The organism is Metabacillus sediminilitoris (genome assembly GCF_009720625.1).
In the GTDB taxonomy this organism is placed as follows: Bacteria; Bacillota; Bacilli; order Bacillales; family Bacillaceae; genus Metabacillus; species Metabacillus sediminilitoris.
Map to the genome: position 1 here is coordinate 3,298,353 of NZ_CP046266.1, position 17,971 is coordinate 3,316,323.

Consider the following 17,971-nt stretch of genomic DNA (forward strand, 5'->3'; position numbering starts at 1 on the left):
ATACATATTTTTTTACTTAATCTCGCTAATATATTTTGAATAAACATAACCTTTCGTTTTGCCATATTGGATATAAGTCCATGAACCGCTTTTACTTATTACGGTAACTGTGTAATTCTTTTGGAGTTTTGCTAATGTTTTAGAACTAGTCGAAGCTTTTTGTTTAAGTAACACATTGTTTACATTTATTTTTCCTGTTTGCACCTTGTATAAAGTAAAATTTCGTGTTACTGAAGAGATATTCCCTGATAAATCCTTTGTCGTAATTCCAAAAACATAAGCCCCGTTTGATATAGAAGCCACATTCCATGTAATTGTATTGTTACCTGATGACTTCTTCACCTGATTTTGCAGAGTCTGAATGATTTTCCCCTTAGAATTTTTCACATAAATTGTTACATATGATGATTCGTTAATAGAATACGCGAATGACACTTTTTTTGTACTGTTATTGAGCGTTGCTGCAACATTCTTGATGATTGGTGCGGTCTTATCTTTTATGACAACAGTAGGTTTATTTACTGTAAATGGATGTGCTGCTGAGGATGTATTTCCTGTTAAATCAGTTGTAATGATTCCGAAAATATATCCACCGTTTGATACGGATGAAACATCCCAAGTTACGGTATATTTTCCAGTATTCTTTTTAATCTGCTTTTCAAGTTCCTTTATAATGGTTCCATTTGAATTTTTCACATATACAGTTATATCAGAATTTTCATTGACAGAATAAGTTAAGGACACTTTTTTGGTATTGTTATTATAATTATAGGAAGACGCAACATCTTTGATGATCGGTGCTGTTTTGTCTTGAATTGGTTGAGGTGTTACTGGTGTCTGTGTTTTTGAATCCACATAAAGCTCAGCTTCATTTTGCGATTCTTGTATTGCCGTTGGTTGATTTACTTCTTCGATTGTTGATGGACTTTCAACTTTTGTAGATGGTTCGTACATTTTTGTTATCGAAATTCCTGTGTAATAAAACTTTAGAATTTCCTCGTAGCTTTTTCCTGCATCAGCCATATCCTTTGCTCCCCACTGACTCATGCCGACACCATGTCCATCGCCTTGCCCCTCGACAGTAACAATGTTATTTTCTGTCTTCATTTCTTTTATTAAATAACTCAACATAACACGATTACCAATCATCGCACGAATTTTTGATGCACTTACATCTGAAAACGATAGTTGTTGAGGAATTAATTTACCATCAGCATCTACCTTGTCTTTCACTAAAAAGTTTACAGTGATCGATCCCTTGTTAATACGACCGCCAGAGCCAGTATTATGAAGAGAAAATTCAGGGATAGACATAATTTTGATATCTTTGTTTGCATAACCGTTGTTGTTTAACCACAACTTAAGATTAGACGATATTCCTGCATTCACTTCTTTTGTTGAAGACCACCATTCTCCTGATTTAGCTAAATCTTTTGTCGTTAAATCAATTTGTGTCTTATTAAAAGAAAAACTCCAAACCGTTTTTGGATCATAATCGTCTTTCTTAATCGTTAAATATGGAACTGCCGTATTTCCCCAAGCATTTGCATTACTTTCTGTCGTTCCTCCGTTGCTTGCCGAATATACAGCATCTATTAAACGACCATTATATTTAAGGACTTGTCCTTTTGTATCATCAACTGCCTTTGTTGTGTTTGGTGTCCAAATATATCCACCATATACTTGATATGAGATTGTATCATTAATGATACCGCGGTTAATATAGCTCATTGCATACGTTCTTGCAGCTACTGCTTGTGTTTTTAAGGCTTCGACATTCCAAGAAGGATACATTTCAATTGGAACAACACCTTTTAAATAATTTTCCATATACACCGCGTTAATCGGACGTACAAATTGATTATTTTCGATAATAAAATCAAAGCTGCCTAAATACAAACGGTTATTGATTGAAAGTTGTGATCTGGATTGTATTGGTTGAGCAGAAAACGTTTCATATGAATTAAGGAGACTTCCATCTTTATATAAAGATAGTTTTCCATTCACTTGTTTTAATAGATATGATTGTCCTGATTTCAAAACAACCTTCTCATCATTTGTTACATAATCACCATTTGGCTTTAACGTGATTTCTGTTTTATTCCCTAAATAATTCAATAACTTTACTTTCACAATAGGTTCTAATTGTTGTGCATAAATATGACCAGTTGGAAGTAGAAAAGTGATAAACAAAGTAAAAACCATAATAAATAGAATGATTTTTTTCATATTAAAATGTTTCCCTCCGAAACTATTAATTAAAGTCCAAATTACTTGGATAATCATATATTAATAGTTCGGTAATGACAATTATATTTTGTTCCCATTTACGGCTAAAACCTTGTTAATTCAACACCTTGGTGGAATAATATTCCTCCATTTTATTCTCTATTTGAATTTTTACTATTATAGATTTTTTTCAGAAAACATTATAGTGCATTTCTTGAGTGAAATGCGCATTGGACAATCTTACATTACTAACTTATTTTCGATTCTTAATCAATTACGAATAATTTTAACAGTTTTTATACTGACCGCTTTTCTTCTCCCTTTTCATTTTTATTTTAGATTTTCTGAAGTGCCTTTAAGTAAAACTCCAATAAATAATTTTATAGCTTCATTCATCACTTACATGTATTTCCCCTCTTAAATCAAAACTTAGCTAAAGAAAAAGGCATTATCACAAGCATGTCCCGCAAAGGAAACTGCCATGATAATGCCGTCATAGAATCCTTTCACTCCTCGCTAAAGTCGGAAGGATTCAACACTCTAAGAAGAGCATCTATATCTAAAGTAGTGCAAATCGTAAATCAATACATGTATTATTATAATCAAATACGAAATCAGGCAAAACTAAACTACCTGTCTCCAATAGAATTTGGAGAACAGGTAGCTTAGGTGTTTTTTCTAAGTCTCATTTAGATGGGTCAGTTCACACATATCAGCCTTTTTTAAGGTTCATTTTATAAAAAAATCAGGATAATCTGTTACAATTCCATCCACTTTAGCAGCCATCAATAGCTTAATTGATTTTTTACTTTTAACTGTATAGGGAAAAACTTTTATATGATGGGCATGAATTCTCTTCACTAACTTTTTAGTGACAAGTGCTTTATTAGGATTTATATAATGAACAAGTTTTGCCCATTCTTTTAATTGGATATTTGAAACTCCCTGCACTTGATATTTCACTAGAAGTCCTAATGGAACATCTGGTACCAATTTATGGAATTTTTGCAACAATTTAAAATCGAATGACTGGACAATTAATTCATCATTTTGAGGACAATGCAGTTTGTATTTTTTTAGTTCAATAGCAAGTTTTTCAATAATATTGGGATATAAATGAGGATTTTTTATCTCGATTAATAGTCCGATCTTGCCTCTACATTCCTCAAATACTTCTTTAAGTGTCGGTATTTTTTCTCCAGAAAATTTTTGATGAAACCAGCTTCCTGCATCAAGTCCTTTTAACTGCCGCGATGTAAGCTCCCGAACATCTCCATTACTATTTGTTGTTCTTGCAACATTTAAATCATGTATAACAACAAGCTCCTGATCCTTTGACAATTGAACATCTAACTCTATGTAATCAGCCTCTAATTCAATTGCTTTTTTAAACGCAGCCATCGTGTTTTCTGGTGCATGTCCTGAAGCACCTCGATGAGCTACAATAATCATCTTTTTCATATCATTCATGTTATGTTGATCTTTTATTTTTTTTATTAGGGAAATGGATGGACTCATTTTGAATATTCTTCGGAAAGAATGCACCATAGAACTTACAATCACTCGACTCTCCTCCATTCTTTACTATTAACCCAACAACTTTTTCATCTTTTGAGGTTTAAATATCTAGATAATAGGGAAATATTTAATTGTTTATTATTACAAAAAACATTGCCAGATTCAATTAATCTTATGGCAATAATGAAAGTGAGGTCTTTAATTGACTACAGATGAACTGAACTCATATCAAAAGCTAGAAATTGCTAAATTAGTAAAAGAGGCTATGTTATCAGGTATTAGTAAGGAAGATTTCAAGAAATTTATTGAAAAAAAGATTAATAATCAATCAACTAAATAAGAAAAAAACACTCACAAACAAAAGGATGTATTGACTTAGATTTTAAGGTTTATTTAATCCTTTTATAATGATCAATAAAGGACTGTGGATTTGTTCTCACTGTAAATGAATACATTCCTTTTGTTGTATGTAAATAAAGAAAACCCATTTCTTTTGAAAAAAATCGGTAGGATATATCTAAAACTTCATGTAATAAAAAGGAATCGTCAAATGTTATAACTTTTTCTTTAGACAATGTGATGTAGTGCACTTCTTCTTTATGATATTGTGTATTATGTTCAATCATTCTTACTACTTTAATATATGGTATGTCAGCAATAATTTTCACATTGTCTCTCCTTCATATACACTTCTGATAAGAATGGCATTGTTTCTCTCACCTGTAAAACGATTGTACCATACTTCTTTATTGACTTTTTACTGTACAAACCCCTCTTATTACATATCCAATATAAACTTCATTAAAACTTTACGTTTTATTTAATTAGGATTCATTTTTGACTGCTAAGCTTATCTTAAACCTAATAAGGAGGGAAAAAGCTTGGCTAAACAAAGAATAATCATCCTGATTTGCTGTATTAGTTTTCTAGTAATCGGAACATCTGTTTATTCGGACAACACGAATAGGAATCTTGTAAACGTACAATTGCTTGGCTTAAATGATTTTCACGGACAACTTAATACACATCAAGTTTTGTTTGGTCAAAAAGTCGGTGGTGCAGAATATGTAGCTGCATATCTTAAAAAATTTAAAAATGAACAAAAGAACACACTGCTTGTCCATGCTGGTGACATGGTAGGTGCCAGCCCTCCTATTTCTTCACTATACAAAGATGAACCAACGATTGAGTATTTAAACCAGCTAAAGATAGATGTAGGGACTCTTGGTAATCATGAATTTGATGAAGGAGTTCAAGAAATGAATCGGCTTTTACAAGGTGATCAAGATAGCGGGTTTGAAGGGTCGAACACTACATATATTTCTGCAAATGTAATTGATAAAAAAACAAACGCTCAACTACTCCCGCCTTATGTTGTAAAAGAAATGAATGGGATAAAAATCGGCTTTATTGGCGTTTTAACAACTGAAACAAACGATTATGTTATTTACAAAAATAGAGAACAAGTACATATTATTGATGAAGTTTCTGCTATTAATCAAGCGACAGAACAATTAATTAATAAGGGAGTAAAAGCAATTATTGTATTAGCACATGTTTCTGCAAAATCAAATGTGACGGGTGAGAGTCCAGAGAAAGCAATGGTCAAAATGGCTCCACTTATTCATGATGAGGTAGATATAATCTTTACCGGCCATAGTCACACGTACGCTAATACAACTGTAGATAATAAATTAATTGTACAAGGCTACTCTTATGGAAAGGCAATTTCAAAAGTTCAACTTCAAATTGATTCCTTAACAGGAGAAATTGTAAGTAAGGATGCTACTATTCAATTGACATTACATAATTTAATTGATCCTGATAAGGAAACAATGAAACACATTTCAGCTTATGAAAAAAAGCTTACGCAAAGAAAAAATGAAGTAATTGCATCTATTCCGAAATCACTCTCTAGAAAAAAAGATAAAAACGGCTATTCACCACTTGCTGAAATGGTAGCAACGTCTATGATGGCAGAGATGGATACAGATATGGCATTTACACATCATGGGGGAATTAGAATGAGTCTTCAAAAAGGAGAAATAACGGCTAGGGATATATATACTGTATTGCCTTTTAATCATAAAGTGGTAAAAACGAGGCTAACAGGAAGCCAAATTAAAAAAGCCTTAGAACAACAATGGAAGAAAGATAGAGAAAACCTTCTTCAGCCTGCAGGGATTTCTTATTCAATTAATCATGCTGCCAAAATTGGAGAAAAAATTCAAGATCTAAGTGATAAAAATGGTCATAAAATCGTTCCATCTAAGATTTATAGTGTGGCTATTAGTGATTATTTAGCATTTGGAGGTGATGGATTCACTTCTTTTAAAGCGGGTAAAATATTTGTAACAGGATCTTTACTTAGAGATAGTTTTGCAGACTTCTTAGCTAGTGAAAATTCTAATAATAAGTCTTACGCTTCTCAATGATTTACCCCCCCTTTAGGGGGATCCATTTTCTTCTCATTTTGAAATGGCTTTGTATTAAGATAAATCAAACTCAGATAATGAATCCATATGACTAGCGATCATGGCGATAATTGTGCTAGCCTCTTCTTTACTAAATATAAAGTTTGTCTCATCTTTTATGAGGTCATCATCTGACGTTTTTATCCGATTAAGTCGACGAAGAACCCCATCACCTGTTTCTTGAACTATTCCAAATTGATATGTTACTTCTACTTCATCTTCGTATTTAAATGCTGTAACCTCTGGCGTCTCCCATTCAACATCAATTTCTTCAAAGATATCTGATTCTTCTTCATCAACGATTTCATATTCCTCAGAAAAATCTTCATCTTCATCTTCATAATCGTCATTCATATAACTATGGAAGCTTTCATGAACAGCATCAACAATTTCTTCAATATCAGAAAGAATCATTCTAGAGGTTTGCTCGTATTCAAAATCAAATGTTTCAATATAGAAGTCTTCATTATGAGGATCAAAAAACAAAGTACAAAAATAATCACGATCATCATCTTCTGTTTCAACAAAGAATTCAATTCTTGGATGTTTCGCACCACGATCAATTGACATTTGTCCTACTTGGTCATACTTATCACAAATTGATTCCAGATGATCTTGCAATTCAACACTTACCCGGTCAAACCATTCTAAACTCATCTTTCAACCACCTTTCCATTTTCATCCTTCTTAGTATGTCCCTCAAGTTAATAAATCCTTCATAATTTTTTATTGTTATCAAAACAAGATGTTAACACATAAGATATTAACACCATTTACACGATTTAGTGAAAGGAGTGAGATTTTTGGTCTATATCAAAAACGATAATCATCCTACGATATATAAACATCCATCTAAAATTACGGTTACTTCTAATCAAGATTCTTTACGAAAGAATTATTTACAGGAATTTATTTCACAACAAGTTGAAATGAATAAATCAATAAAAAATACGACAGATTCTATGAATATGTTAGTACATGAAACAAAGCATGAACAAGAAAAACAATATCAACATGTCATACAAGAACTTGAACAACAAGAAGCTCGTACAACACCAATCATTGAAAATATGTCAAATCAAGATGAAGCATATAAAATGTTACTGATACGATTAGAAAAAATGGAAGAATTCAATCATGAAATTATAAATAAATATGAAAATGATGGTGTTGTAAATCAGGCAATTATTGATCAACTTACGCTTCAAGACTCTGCTATTCAAAGACTTTCTTTAAATATTGAACAATATGATGGGCAGCATAAAAGCCTTAGTGAACAATTAGAAGATCAAAATAAAATGTATGAAGAAATATTAACAACACTTGAATTACAAGAAGCCTTTCATAAAACGATTTTAGAGAGATTTGATCATCAAGAAGCATTGAATCAAAAAATGTCAAGAGATCTTGATAGTCTTAGAGCAACAATACATGAAAGAATTAGCTATGTTATCGAAAAAATTGAAGATAATTATAAACAAGTAATTGGGTATGTGACAAATCTCTTCTCAAGATCAGGTTTTATCAAGGAAATATCAGTTGAAAGAGAAAAAAAGGAAAAAGAAACAATCAAATAGGTCCATCAATAAAAGCTGAATATAGGTGTCCTCAAATATACACCCTACTCAGCTTTTTTTCTTTATAGGCTCATTAAAAAACATCATGCTGATCATGAAAATGACTAGTTGCCGCTCCTTAGACGCCTCGTCACCTTACTCCTACGAGGTTTCGGTTGCGTGCTTTCACACAAAAGCCACCGCCATTTCCGATTATCATTCATTTTCTTAAAATCAACATTGAAATTTAACTGTCTTTTTGACAATAACCATTTAAATTACTGGATATGCTATGGATGAACAAGTCATTCGTTTGGAGGAAAGTATATGCCTGAAGATTATCCTAAATTTGTTAATAGTGAATACTTTGTTGATGAGCCTGGCAATTGGCATTTAAAAGAAGGTGCACCTAAAGAAATCCAAAAAGAATTTACAAATTACATGGAATCATTGAATATTATTCAAGATGAACCTGGGACAATTAACAGTATCCATGTATCATATCCATATGGAAAATAAACAGAAAACCGCTCTTTTTATTTAGGAGCGGTTTCTAATTTCTGTACATACTGAATAATTTCATCATTTACATGTCTCCATCTTCTCGTTGGTAATTGATGTGTAGATTGTTTAAAAAAGACGATTCGATGTTGCCGCTTTAACTTTTTTTTGAAAAATTCCGCATACTTATTAATTAAATCAGACTTTGTCCCATACATCAAAAGGGAAGGAACATTTATGTTATTAAGTTGATGAATTAAATTCATATGAAGAACCATTTTATAATAATTATACCAAACATCCTTTTGTGCTTTATTCATATGTAAGAAAAGAATATTTCTTAAGTCTTCATTTTTTGTATGACTAATCGCTAAAATTCTTGATAAAAGTTTTTTATGTTTTTTTACCATATACATACCTGCATGATGTTCCCAACGTAAAGATTTGTTTAATACTGCAGGATAACCACCAGATAATATTAATCCTTCTACGCGATCAGGAAAATGTATACTAATATATTGGGCAATTGCTCCACCAGCAGAGTATCCACAAAAAATAGCACGAGTCACCTTTAATTGATCAAGAAAAGCAACTAATTCCTTACTATAATAGTCAATTGACACTTCTTTTGCATTTATTCGTGAACTTTCTCCATGACCAGATAAATCGGGGAAAATCACCCTCATATGATCGCTAAGTTTTCTTTGATAATAGAATACTTTCCTGCCCATCCCAGGTGGATGAATAAAAATAACAGGAGTTCCTTCTCCTAAATCATCATAAGCGATTTTTTTACCATCTATCAAAGCAAAGTTTGTCATAATGTCAACTCCTACGGCATTTTTGCTTCTATTATTCCTCATTTCAAATTTGTTAGCCGTTTCCCAATTTTCAAAACAGAATTTTAAATTGGAAAAAATTACTCCCCCTTATATAAGAATAAATCCTCTTATACGTGAGATATTATTATCAACAATCACACAAACAAAAACGGGTTAGCCTAGTAGGTTATAAGCTTGGTGCAAATCCAACCTAACCCACCAAACAATAATTCAAAAAGGAGATGGAATCAACATGGCAAACAACAATAGTTCAAACCAATTATTAGTACCAGGTGCTTCTCAAGCTATCGACCAAATGAAATACGAAATCGCTTCAGAATTTGGTGTTAATCTTGGTGGAGAAACAACATCTCGTGCGAATGGTTCTGTTGGTGGAGAAATCACAAAACGTCTTGTATCTTTTGCTCAATCACAAATGAGTGGCAGAGTACAATAATTACTTTAACTGAATAAACTTGGTAAAAAGGCACCTTATTGGTGCCTTTTTCTTTTAATCTTTAACGAGCTTTTATAAACATTTGAACCCAAGCACCATGGTAAAAACCAACACCGATAACATCATATTCCGGTTTTAAAATGTTTGCACGATGTCCTGATGAATTCATCCAAGCATTCATCACTTCTTGAGGTGTTTTTTGTCCTTTTGCAATATTTTCGCCTGCATATGAATAGCTAATTCCAAATGTTTTTAGCATGTCAAAAGGTGAACCGTAATTCGGACTAGTATGGGAGAAATAGTTTGAATTAATCATATCCTCTGCTTTTTTCTGAGCTACATTTTTAACATCAGCACGATGTGTCAGAGGTCTTAAACCTGCCTTAGCTCTTTGTTGGTTAACAAGCTGAACAACTTGTTCTTCAAATCCACTAGGACTTGATGCAGATGCTTTTAACCGAATAACTTCTCCAACTTGCATATTCCTTGGTTCAACATTTGGATTTAATTGCATCAGTTTTTTGTAATCCAAGCCATACCGTTTTGCTATATACCAAAATGTATCACCTGGTGACACTTTATAATATTCAAATGGTGGTTCATTGAACATCTTGATTTGCCCATGAGAAACAGCCGGACCTGACAATAAAAGCACAAAAGTTGCCAATACTAACTTTTTTAACATTCTTTTCACTCCAATTTATATGTTATTTTTTCACTACCATAGTTTGGCTATTTTTACTAAATGAATTCACTTTTTTTCTAAAAAACAATCTTTCTTATATAATTAGGCTCTTTTCTATGATAATGTTGCTTTTAAAACGAAAACTATTTAAGGTTGATTGGAGCATATTGCGAGACTCCTGCGGTACGGAAAGCGAGTATCTAAAAATAAACCACACCGCATTATTTGGTAAATAGCAACAAAATTTACGAAAACAGCCTATAATAAAAGTGGACATTTTTGTTATGCCAATTGAAAATTCATATAAGAATATAATGTTTTTGATAAGGAGGTTTGCCAATGTCTGAAAAGAGGAGCAGAATAATACAGTTAGACATAATACGCGGATTTGCCCTTTTAGGTATTTTGTTAGTTAACATGAGTAGTTTTCACTCACCTGATATTATAAAAAGTTATTATGGACTACCTAATAATTATCAGGGATTAGAAAAGTTCATATCAATCTTTTTTACCCTATTTATTCAAATGAAGTTTTATCCTATTTTCGCTTTCTTATTTGGATTAGGTTTTTATTTATTTTTCCTACATACTAAAAGAAGGACGACCTTCATTAAAAGAATGCTTTTTTTACTACTATTAGGCCTATCTCATCTTGTCTTGATTTGGCATGGCGATATTCTACATACTTATTCCATTTGCGGTCTTATTCTATTGCTTTTTTATAGGCTACCAAGTAGGAAAATACTCTATTGTTCAATTGGATTACTATCTCTATATCACTTTTTACTACTCGTAAGCGCGTTTTTGCCTTTGTCATCGACTTGGGATTCTGACTTTATTGCCAACAAAATTTCTGAATATACAACTATTTATAAAGAAGCATCATATACTGATTGGCTGTATTATCGATTTCAAGTCGAAGTACTGCCAATTCTCAATCAGTTACCTATAACAATCATTCCGATTTTAGGTTCGTTTTTACTTGGCTTGTATGTAGGAAAAAAGGAAATGTATATAGAAAATGAAAAAAATCATCATTTTATTACATCATGTTTAAAATGGACTTTTATGACCAGCTTACCAATCGTAATTGTAAACGGACTTATTCTGACATCAATCATTCATATTGGACAAGCTGATCAGCAATTAATATCTCACTTTTTTTCAAGTGTAAGTGGTCTTTCACTAAGCATATTCTATATGTCTTCCCTTTTCATTTTATGTTCATATCCTAAATGGTTGAAGCTGCTTCTACCGTTTGGTTTTGTTGGCAAGATGGCTTTATCTAATTATTTACTTCAATCTATAGTATCGATTGGTTTTTATCGATTATTTCATTTATACGAAAAAGTTGATTTAATCGAAGGAACATTGATTAGTTTAGTTATTTTTAGTTCCCAATTAGTATTTAGCTACTTTTGGCTTACTTACTTCCATTATGGTCCCGCAGAATGGCTCTGGCGTACTTTAACATATGGTCAAATTATGCCGTTGAAAAAGGGCAGAAAACTCACAAAAAATCATGATCATTCTTAAAAGAATTCCTTTAATTAAGCTGTTTTCGCATACTTTGTTGCTTTTCAAATATCTTTACACGAATTACTGGATTGATTTCCATTGCAGGTACTCGCTTTCGGCGGGCGGCCTCACTAGCCTCATCAGTGCTTTGCACTTGCGGGGTCCTAATGGACGTTCCTCCGCAGGAGTCTTGCATATCCACAACAATCAACAGCTGTTCATATTTGTTACTTGCTAAAACAACAATCTTTACGTAAAGAGCCTTTAATTAACCGTATGATGGGATAAAAAACACATTATTAGTAAAAAATAGAATTATGATGATAAAGGAGGCTTTTTTATGGATATTAATCGTGTAAAACAAATTTTGTCTTCTTCAGCTGATATTAAAGTTATGTACAATGGCAGTTCTGTTTGGATTGATGAATTACATGAGGATCAAGAGATGGTTACTTGCCATTTAAGAGGACCCCTTGAAGAAAGATCTCAGGTTGCCGTTTCGGAATTAGTTGAGGAGTAATACCAGCCCTCCAATATCTAATTGGAAGCTCTGGATGTTTTTGTTAACAATTATACATATTGTTCATAAAATTGTGTATAATGTATGTAGTACTAAATCTCCTTACTAAGGATGTGTTTAAATGAGATTTCAACAGCAAGTCGAAAAGCCGCCAGAAGTAAGTTTAAAAATATGGACATGTGATTCCGATGAGTGTAATGGTTGGATGAGAGATAATTTTAAATCTGATGAAAAACCCAATTGTCCTCTTTGTGGACACGCTATGATTGAAGATGAAAAGACTTTACCAGTATTAGAAAATTTTTCGGCAGTAAGTCTAAAAAAGAATAAATAAAGTATTTTTTAGAAAATCTCATGCCAGAGCATGAGATTTTCTTTTATGCACTTATCCCTCTAATAAAATTAATTTCTTCCCTTGTATCATTGATTATTGCAATAAATTAAATATACTAAAAGTGAAATACTTTGTTGTTTTGGGGTGCAAAATGTCATTGATATATAATGAATTAGTAAAAAATATCTTTATAAAAAGTATGGCTCAATATGATCCTGTTATTATTAAGAACATTCCTAAAGATTGGAATCTCGTTGGCAAAGGGAATTTTGCTGGGGTATTTACTCATGAAACATTAAACGGAGTCGTTGTTAAAGTATACGCGAAAAATCGTGAAGGAATAAAAGAAGAAATTGACGTTTATAAAAAGCTTGGTGATCACCATTCATTTTCAAAGCTTTATGATTATGGTGAACGTCACCTTGTTCTAAAAAAATTAGATGGTATTACTTTGTATCAAGCACTTAAAGAAGGTATTTTTATTCCTCGATCTGTTATACATGATGTTGATCAAGCAATCATTTATGCAAAACAAAGAGGATTAAACCCTACTGATATTCACGGAAAAAACGTGATTATGAAAGATGGTAAGGGATATATCGTTGATGTTTCTGATTTTTTAAAACCATACTCATGTCCAAAATGGAGTCATTTTAAAAAAATATACAACTTCGTTTATTATCCATTATTTAAGAGATTTCAATTCGCTATTCCCTTTTGGTTTTTAGAAAGAGTTAGAAAAAGCTATCAATATTATTTACTTTTTAGCGGCTTTAGAAAAAGACAGGAATCCTATCAAGAGAAAGATGTTAAACCATAAAATTGAATAAATTAAGGCAGCCCTAAAAGAAGTGGTTAGCTCCTCTGAAGGTTGCCTCTTTTTATCCTCATATTGAACCATTAGCTTTTTTATTCGTTGCTTTAATAGCCTCTTGAAGCAGTTTTTCAAACCCGCCGTTTTTTAGTAGTGCAATCCCTTCTGCTGTTGCACCACCAGGTGTCGTAACTTGCTCTCTAAGTTCATTCGGAGTTTTTCCAGTCCTCAACATTTCAGCTGAACCAACTACCATTTCAGTCACTAATTTCTGGGAGACCTCTTTAGAAACTCCATATTTTTCTGTTATCTCTATGAGTCCTTCTACAAAAAGATATAAAAAAGCAGGTGCACTACCTGTTACGGCAGTTAAATCATGAATTTCCTTCTCGGTACATAATTGCGAAGCACCAATAGAATCGACTAATTCAACCATCTGATTTTTATTTGCTTCGGTAACATATTTTCCATACGTATACAATGAAATTGAATGGCCTAGTTCGGCCGCAGTATTTGGCATAATCCAACCAACTGCTTGATTGCCTGGAAGTCTTGCTTCTATAAATGATGGTCCGATTCCCGCAGCTATTGTAACAATAAATTGATCTGTTACAACACCCTTTAATTTATTGAGTATTTTTTCATGTTCTTGAGGTGGAATAGCTAAAACGACTACGCTTACTTCTTTTATCACCTCACTCCATTCACGAACAGGTTGAACTCCATACATATCAGATAATGTTTGTAACCTACTTGGATTGGAACGATTTGTAACAAATACTCTTTTGAATTTTTGCTGATTATTTTTATGTAAACCCGAGATAATCGCTTCAGCCATACGTCCTGCACCAATAAATAATATAGCAGAATTCATAAAATACCCCTTTTCTCTAGAAACCTTATTAGCTAAAGTTCCTACATTATGATATATTTCCACCATTTCCGTATTTTAGTAGAATAAGAAAATATCAAAATAAAAAACGACGTCTAGTTAGACGTCGTTTTGCGTATTGAGGCGACAGACTGCACGCCACATCGTGCATTTAGCCTATTGGCTTGTCTGTCGACTTACACAATTCAGCTCATCGCTAATATACTATAACATTATTTTAGTAATAAGAAAAGTATATTTTTACGAAAAATCATTTTTTATGATCCTAAACTCTTAATCGTTTGATCTAGAGTTTCTTCCACCTTTTTCACCGATTTCTTGATAGAATTCTTTACCGTTTTCTTTAGAGGTTTTTTCTCCGCCTTTTCGACCTATTTCTTGGTAGAACTCTTTATCATGATTTTCAGCTGTTGCTTCTCCACCTTTGTGACCAATTTCCTGGTAGAATTCTTTATCATGATTTTCAGCTGTTGCTTCTCCACCCTTTTGACCAATTTCTTGGTAGAATTCTTTATCATGATTTTCAGCTGTTGCCTCTCCGCCTTTTCGACCTATTTCTTGGTAAAATTCTTTATCATGTTCTTTTGCCGTTTTTTCTCCACCTTTTCGGCCGATTTCTTGATAAAACTCTTTGTCATGATTTCTTGCAGTTTTTTCTCCACCCTTACGTCCAGCTTCTTCTCTACTCATTTTACTGTTATCGTTTTTCATTTTGAAATCCTCCTTAAGGTTTTGATATGTTGTACAGTTTATGTAATACCACCAACAAACCACTTAAAACATCTTTGTCTAAAATTAGGAGGAAATGACTAAATTACTCAAAATAAGTTTGAATATTAAAAAAATGCACATAAGATGTTAATATTGTAAGGAAACAAGAAATTTCATTATTAAATTTCATAACTTTTAGACAAGTTACCCTCTTCCATATCATATAGATGATTGTAGACATGCTTTAAGGAGGGAATGCTATGAAGTTTATTATTATAAAAAGAAGATGGTTATTTCTAGTCTTAGCAGCAATACTAGTCGGTAGTTTATATTTTTACACGAACGATTCGATTCCTACATTTGAAAATAGCCAGGAAAAAGGAAATGAACTTGTCATAAATATGGTAACTGGGGAATTTACCTCAACGACATCTGATGGAAAAAAAATCGAAGCTTATCGTTTTGACCCAGGGACAATTTCGATTCCTAAGAATCAAGATGTAACCTTAAGTATTTTTGGTGTCAATGGGAACGAGCATCCATTTTATATCGAAGGTACAGATATACAAGGAACGGTCAAAAAGGGTGAAGAAACGATTGTACCTCTACACTTTAAAGAAGAAGGAACATACCGATTAATTTGTGATACCCATACACATCATGATAATGGTGTTCCAATGATTGCGTATATTGTAGTAGATTAATTCAAATTTTACATAATTCAATGACTACTGCATGCTTTGTATGTGTATCTGAACATGATCTTAGTTGATTTACAAAAAAAAAGGTCAATAGTTATAAAAATAAATTAAAAAAGCAAAGCTTTCCAGCTTTGCTTTTTCTTGTTATCTAATTATTTCATGTTTTCATAACCATGAAGTAAATAGCTAATTAATTTCTCATCTTTAGAAAGACCTGCTGAAAAAGACCTTTTTAAAAATTGTTCTGCCGTTTCAAAGGTTGGAAAAGCTTCTCCCATTAAAACATGATTTTTTTCAATAACCCAGTTATCTTTCCTATCTTTGTAAAGGAGAAACTGTTCATCCTCTTTGTTTTCATAATGAGCACAGCGTTCCTTGTTATTATACTGATTATGACGAGCATCTTCTTTTAATGGTTTAATGGCAAATGATTTTTCAACAAATTCTTTATATGCTTCTTTTGTTAAAGAGCAACCAGCTGCTTTAGCATGACCTCCCCCACCAAATTTCCCGGCTAATTCTGATACATCAATATTATCATGAATTGTACGAAAGCTTATTTTTTTGTTCCCCATATTCAAGATCGCAATACAGTCAAGATGCGGATATTCCTTCCCAAGTGCATTTCCTAATTCTGAATGATAGGACTCAGCATGAACAATTCCTATACAAAGATGTTTAATAGTGACTTGAACTAATTCTCTTCTTTTTCGACGTATATAGCGATCTGTTCTTTTCTCTTCAATTTTCAATAACTTTTCTTCAAAGTCATTAAAAGAAAAATGGTTATTCTTTGTGATTCGTTCTAGCATTGATTCTTCGAATTCTTCAATTGATTGCATATATAAAAGATCATTTAAACGTTTGGCATCATTATTATTATTTTTTTCCCATTCCCATGTATCATACTGTCGTACTTGCTCAACATATTCATCTAAAGCTGGTGTTCGTTTTATCATGTTGTTCTCTACTAAATAGTTGTAAAATAAAGACGTTGCTGAGGCCAGTTTGCCCTTTGATTCTTCAACTTCAACATAACCCCAAGTGTATTGATTTAAATGTAGGGCCGTCTTATGATGATCGATTAATTGAATCTTGCCTCCTGCTAACACGTACTTCTCTAAATTTGCTTCATTTTCTTTATTTACCGAAAGATCTGTTATGTAAAGATGTTGATCCAACCTTTTTTCACTGTTTTCATTTAAAAATTCCTCTACATGATAATCTAAGCTGTTTACTGAATGATAAAATACATCAACCTTATCTTTAAATACGTATTTCGCTATTATTCCACAGCTTACTCCATCTAAATCATTATGTGTAAGTAAAAGATATTCCATATTTTCACCTTCTAGGATTACTATTTTATCTCGTATCTCTACTAAGTATTTGTTTCTGATATTAGAATCTATTCAATTGATGCCACAAAAAATAAATAGGGTACAATTGGCTTAACATAAAGCCAATTGTACCCTGGCAACGATCGTTTTATTCTGATATTCTTCTGCCCAAAATAAGCAGGTCTCTTTCTATCCCCGCCATATCAGCAATCTTAGGTAAGTGTGCCCACTTTTCAAATTGGTACTTATTAAATAATTTAATACTTGGGTCATTATGACCAAAAACGAATGCGAGCAATGTTTTTAATTTTAATGCTGGAGATTCAGAAATTGCTCTTTCAATTAATATTCTGGCATAACCTTTACCATGGACTGAAGGATCTAAATAAATACTTACTTCAGCTGTAGCATCATATGCAGGTCTTCCATAAAACGATTGAAAGCTTAACCATCCAACAATTACTTCATCTTCCTCTAAGACCCATAATGGTCTGTGTGCTGGATTATGGTCGTGAAACCAAGGCAATCTACTTTCAACTGTTATTTCTTCTAAATCCGCTGTTGCAAGTTTACCTGGGATTGACGTATTGTAAATTTCGACAATTCTATTTAGATCTTCAAGTTTTGCATCTCTAATTGCTAGTTTTTCATTCCCCATATTTGCGTTCCTTTCATCCTGCACCATGCAAACCATCTAGTTGAACTTGCAAGCTGTCTTTGTTATTTTACTTTCATGTAATTTTTATACTAAAAAAGTGATAAAAAGACAAGAACTTAATAAAATCTTTATTATTTTATAAGGTTCTTTTTGAAATATCTATTTTATTTAAAGGTCATGTAGTTGTTCGAATGTAATTATTCTAACAAGGGTGTGTTCATCTAGGTGCCTCTTGTATGGAT

At 32.4% G+C, this 17,971-nt stretch carries 20 protein-coding genes and 1 pseudogene; 11 read left to right on the forward strand and 10 right to left on the reverse strand.

Annotation, left to right across the window (positions count from 1 at the left end; all coding sequences use genetic code 11):
* Positions 1 to 12 precede the first annotated feature (12 nt).
* Positions 13 to 2,229, reverse strand: coding sequence for a SpoIID/LytB domain-containing protein (locus tag GMB29_RS15625; protein WP_168733974.1), 2,217 nt, complete (start codon positions 2,227 to 2,229; stop codon positions 13 to 15).
* Positions 2,230 to 2,652: 423 nt separating this feature from the next.
* On the opposite strand from GMB29_RS15625, the pseudogene GMB29_RS15630 reads away from it, so the two are divergent.
* A pseudogene (locus tag GMB29_RS15630) lies at positions 2,653 to 2,898 on the forward strand (integrase core domain-containing protein); the annotation flags it as partial.
* A 60-nt stretch (positions 2,899 to 2,958) separates the two neighbouring features.
* Here the strand turns inward: GMB29_RS15630 and GMB29_RS15635 are convergent.
* Positions 2,959 to 3,792, reverse strand: a complete 834-nt coding sequence (locus tag GMB29_RS15635; RefSeq protein WP_227551368.1) for a glycerophosphodiester phosphodiesterase — start codon at positions 3,790 to 3,792, stop codon at positions 2,959 to 2,961.
* A gap of 157 nt (positions 3,793 to 3,949) precedes the next feature.
* Between GMB29_RS15635 and sinI the strand changes: the two genes are divergently transcribed.
* Positions 3,950 to 4,087, forward strand: a complete 138-nt coding sequence (gene sinI, locus GMB29_RS15640) for a DNA-binding anti-repressor SinI (RefSeq protein ID WP_136358554.1) — start codon at positions 3,950 to 3,952, stop codon at positions 4,085 to 4,087.
* A 49-nt stretch (positions 4,088 to 4,136) separates the two neighbouring features.
* Here the strand turns inward: sinI and GMB29_RS15645 are convergent, their stop codons facing one another.
* Positions 4,137 to 4,415, reverse strand: a complete 279-nt coding sequence (locus GMB29_RS15645; protein WP_136358556.1) for a hypothetical protein — start codon at positions 4,413 to 4,415, stop codon at positions 4,137 to 4,139.
* Positions 4,416 to 4,628: 213 nt separating this feature from the next.
* Here GMB29_RS15645 and GMB29_RS15650 point away from each other — a divergent pair, with 213 nt between their 5' ends.
* Positions 4,629 to 6,182 carry a bifunctional metallophosphatase/5'-nucleotidase gene (locus GMB29_RS15650; RefSeq protein ID WP_136358558.1) on the forward strand — a complete coding sequence of 518 codons (1,554 nt, stop codon included), beginning with the start codon at positions 4,629 to 4,631 and terminating at the stop codon, positions 6,180 to 6,182.
* A 54-nt stretch (positions 6,183 to 6,236) separates the two neighbouring features.
* Here the strand turns inward: GMB29_RS15650 and GMB29_RS15655 are convergent, their stop codons facing one another.
* Entirely contained in the window at positions 6,237 to 6,878 is a 642-nt protein-coding gene (locus GMB29_RS15655) for a hypothetical protein (protein ID WP_136358560.1), read from the reverse strand.
* A gap of 146 nt (positions 6,879 to 7,024) precedes the next feature.
* On the opposite strand from GMB29_RS15655, the gene GMB29_RS15660 reads away from it, so the two are divergent.
* Together GMB29_RS15660 and GMB29_RS15665 are read left to right on the forward strand one after the other, a co-directional pair.
* Positions 7,025 to 7,798 carry a hypothetical protein gene (locus GMB29_RS15660; RefSeq protein ID WP_136358562.1) on the forward strand — a complete coding sequence of 258 codons (774 nt, stop codon included), beginning with the start codon at positions 7,025 to 7,027 and terminating at the stop codon, positions 7,796 to 7,798.
* Between the two features lie 306 nt (positions 7,799 to 8,104).
* Entirely contained in the window at positions 8,105 to 8,296 is a 192-nt protein-coding gene (locus GMB29_RS15665; RefSeq protein WP_136358564.1) for a hypothetical protein, read from the forward strand.
* Between the two features lie 17 nt (positions 8,297 to 8,313).
* Here the strand turns inward: GMB29_RS15665 and GMB29_RS15670 are convergent, their stop codons facing one another.
* Positions 8,314 to 9,099 carry an alpha/beta fold hydrolase gene (locus GMB29_RS15670; protein ID WP_168733975.1) on the reverse strand — a complete coding sequence of 262 codons (786 nt, stop codon included), beginning with the start codon at positions 9,097 to 9,099 and terminating at the stop codon, positions 8,314 to 8,316.
* Positions 9,100 to 9,352: 253 nt separating this feature from the next.
* Between GMB29_RS15670 and GMB29_RS15675 the strand changes: the two genes are divergently transcribed.
* Positions 9,353 to 9,556 carry an alpha/beta-type small acid-soluble spore protein gene (locus GMB29_RS15675; protein WP_136358568.1) on the forward strand — a complete coding sequence of 68 codons (204 nt, stop codon included), beginning with the start codon at positions 9,353 to 9,355 and terminating at the stop codon, positions 9,554 to 9,556.
* A 61-nt stretch (positions 9,557 to 9,617) separates the two neighbouring features.
* Here the strand turns inward: GMB29_RS15675 and GMB29_RS15680 are convergent, their stop codons facing one another.
* Positions 9,618 to 10,241: a CAP domain-containing protein gene (locus tag GMB29_RS15680; protein WP_136358570.1), complete on the reverse strand. Its 624-nt coding sequence runs from the start codon at positions 10,239 to 10,241 to the stop codon at positions 9,618 to 9,620.
* A 339-nt stretch (positions 10,242 to 10,580) separates the two neighbouring features.
* On the opposite strand from GMB29_RS15680, the gene GMB29_RS15685 reads away from it, so the two are divergent.
* The 4 genes from GMB29_RS15685 to GMB29_RS15700 all read left to right on the forward strand — a co-directional run bounded on the left by GMB29_RS15685 (position 10,581) and on the right by GMB29_RS15700 (position 13,433).
* On the forward strand, positions 10,581 to 11,777 hold the full coding sequence (locus GMB29_RS15685) for a DUF418 domain-containing protein (protein ID WP_136358572.1): 1,197 nt from the start codon (positions 10,581 to 10,583) through the stop codon (positions 11,775 to 11,777).
* Between the two features lie 322 nt (positions 11,778 to 12,099).
* Positions 12,100 to 12,279 carry an H-type small acid-soluble spore protein gene (locus GMB29_RS15690; protein WP_136358583.1) on the forward strand — a complete coding sequence of 60 codons (180 nt, stop codon included), beginning with the start codon at positions 12,100 to 12,102 and terminating at the stop codon, positions 12,277 to 12,279.
* 121 nt (positions 12,280 to 12,400) lie between these two features.
* The gene (locus GMB29_RS15695; RefSeq protein ID WP_136358585.1) at positions 12,401 to 12,613 is read left to right on the forward strand and encodes a cold-inducible protein YdjO-related protein; all 213 of its coding nucleotides are present in this window, start codon (positions 12,401 to 12,403) and stop codon (positions 12,611 to 12,613) included.
* A 151-nt stretch (positions 12,614 to 12,764) separates the two neighbouring features.
* On the forward strand, positions 12,765 to 13,433 hold the full coding sequence (locus GMB29_RS15700) for a serine/threonine-protein kinase (RefSeq protein WP_196305191.1): 669 nt from the start codon (positions 12,765 to 12,767) through the stop codon (positions 13,431 to 13,433).
* A gap of 67 nt (positions 13,434 to 13,500) precedes the next feature.
* On the opposite strand, the gene proC is transcribed toward GMB29_RS15700, so the two are convergent.
* Positions 13,501 to 14,301, reverse strand: coding sequence for a pyrroline-5-carboxylate reductase (gene proC / locus GMB29_RS15705; protein ID WP_136358587.1), 801 nt, complete (start codon positions 14,299 to 14,301; stop codon positions 13,501 to 13,503).
* A gap of 291 nt (positions 14,302 to 14,592) precedes the next feature.
* On the reverse strand, positions 14,593 to 15,030 hold the full coding sequence (gsiB, locus tag GMB29_RS15710; protein WP_136358589.1) for a glucose starvation-inducible protein GsiB: 438 nt from the start codon (positions 15,028 to 15,030) through the stop codon (positions 14,593 to 14,595).
* A 260-nt stretch (positions 15,031 to 15,290) separates the two neighbouring features.
* Between gsiB and GMB29_RS15715 the strand changes: the two genes are divergently transcribed.
* Positions 15,291 to 15,734, forward strand: a complete 444-nt coding sequence (locus tag GMB29_RS15715) for a cupredoxin domain-containing protein (protein ID WP_136358591.1) — start codon at positions 15,291 to 15,293, stop codon at positions 15,732 to 15,734.
* Between the two features lie 149 nt (positions 15,735 to 15,883).
* Here GMB29_RS15715 and GMB29_RS15720 read toward each other — a convergent pair whose 3' ends face one another.
* On the reverse strand, positions 15,884 to 17,071 hold the full coding sequence (locus GMB29_RS15720) for a DHH family phosphoesterase (protein ID WP_136358593.1): 1,188 nt from the start codon (positions 17,069 to 17,071) through the stop codon (positions 15,884 to 15,886).
* A 148-nt stretch (positions 17,072 to 17,219) separates the two neighbouring features.
* Positions 17,220 to 17,729 carry a GNAT family N-acetyltransferase gene (locus tag GMB29_RS15725; RefSeq protein WP_136358615.1) on the reverse strand — a complete coding sequence of 170 codons (510 nt, stop codon included), beginning with the start codon at positions 17,727 to 17,729 and terminating at the stop codon, positions 17,220 to 17,222.
* Positions 17,730 to 17,971 lie beyond the last annotated feature (242 nt).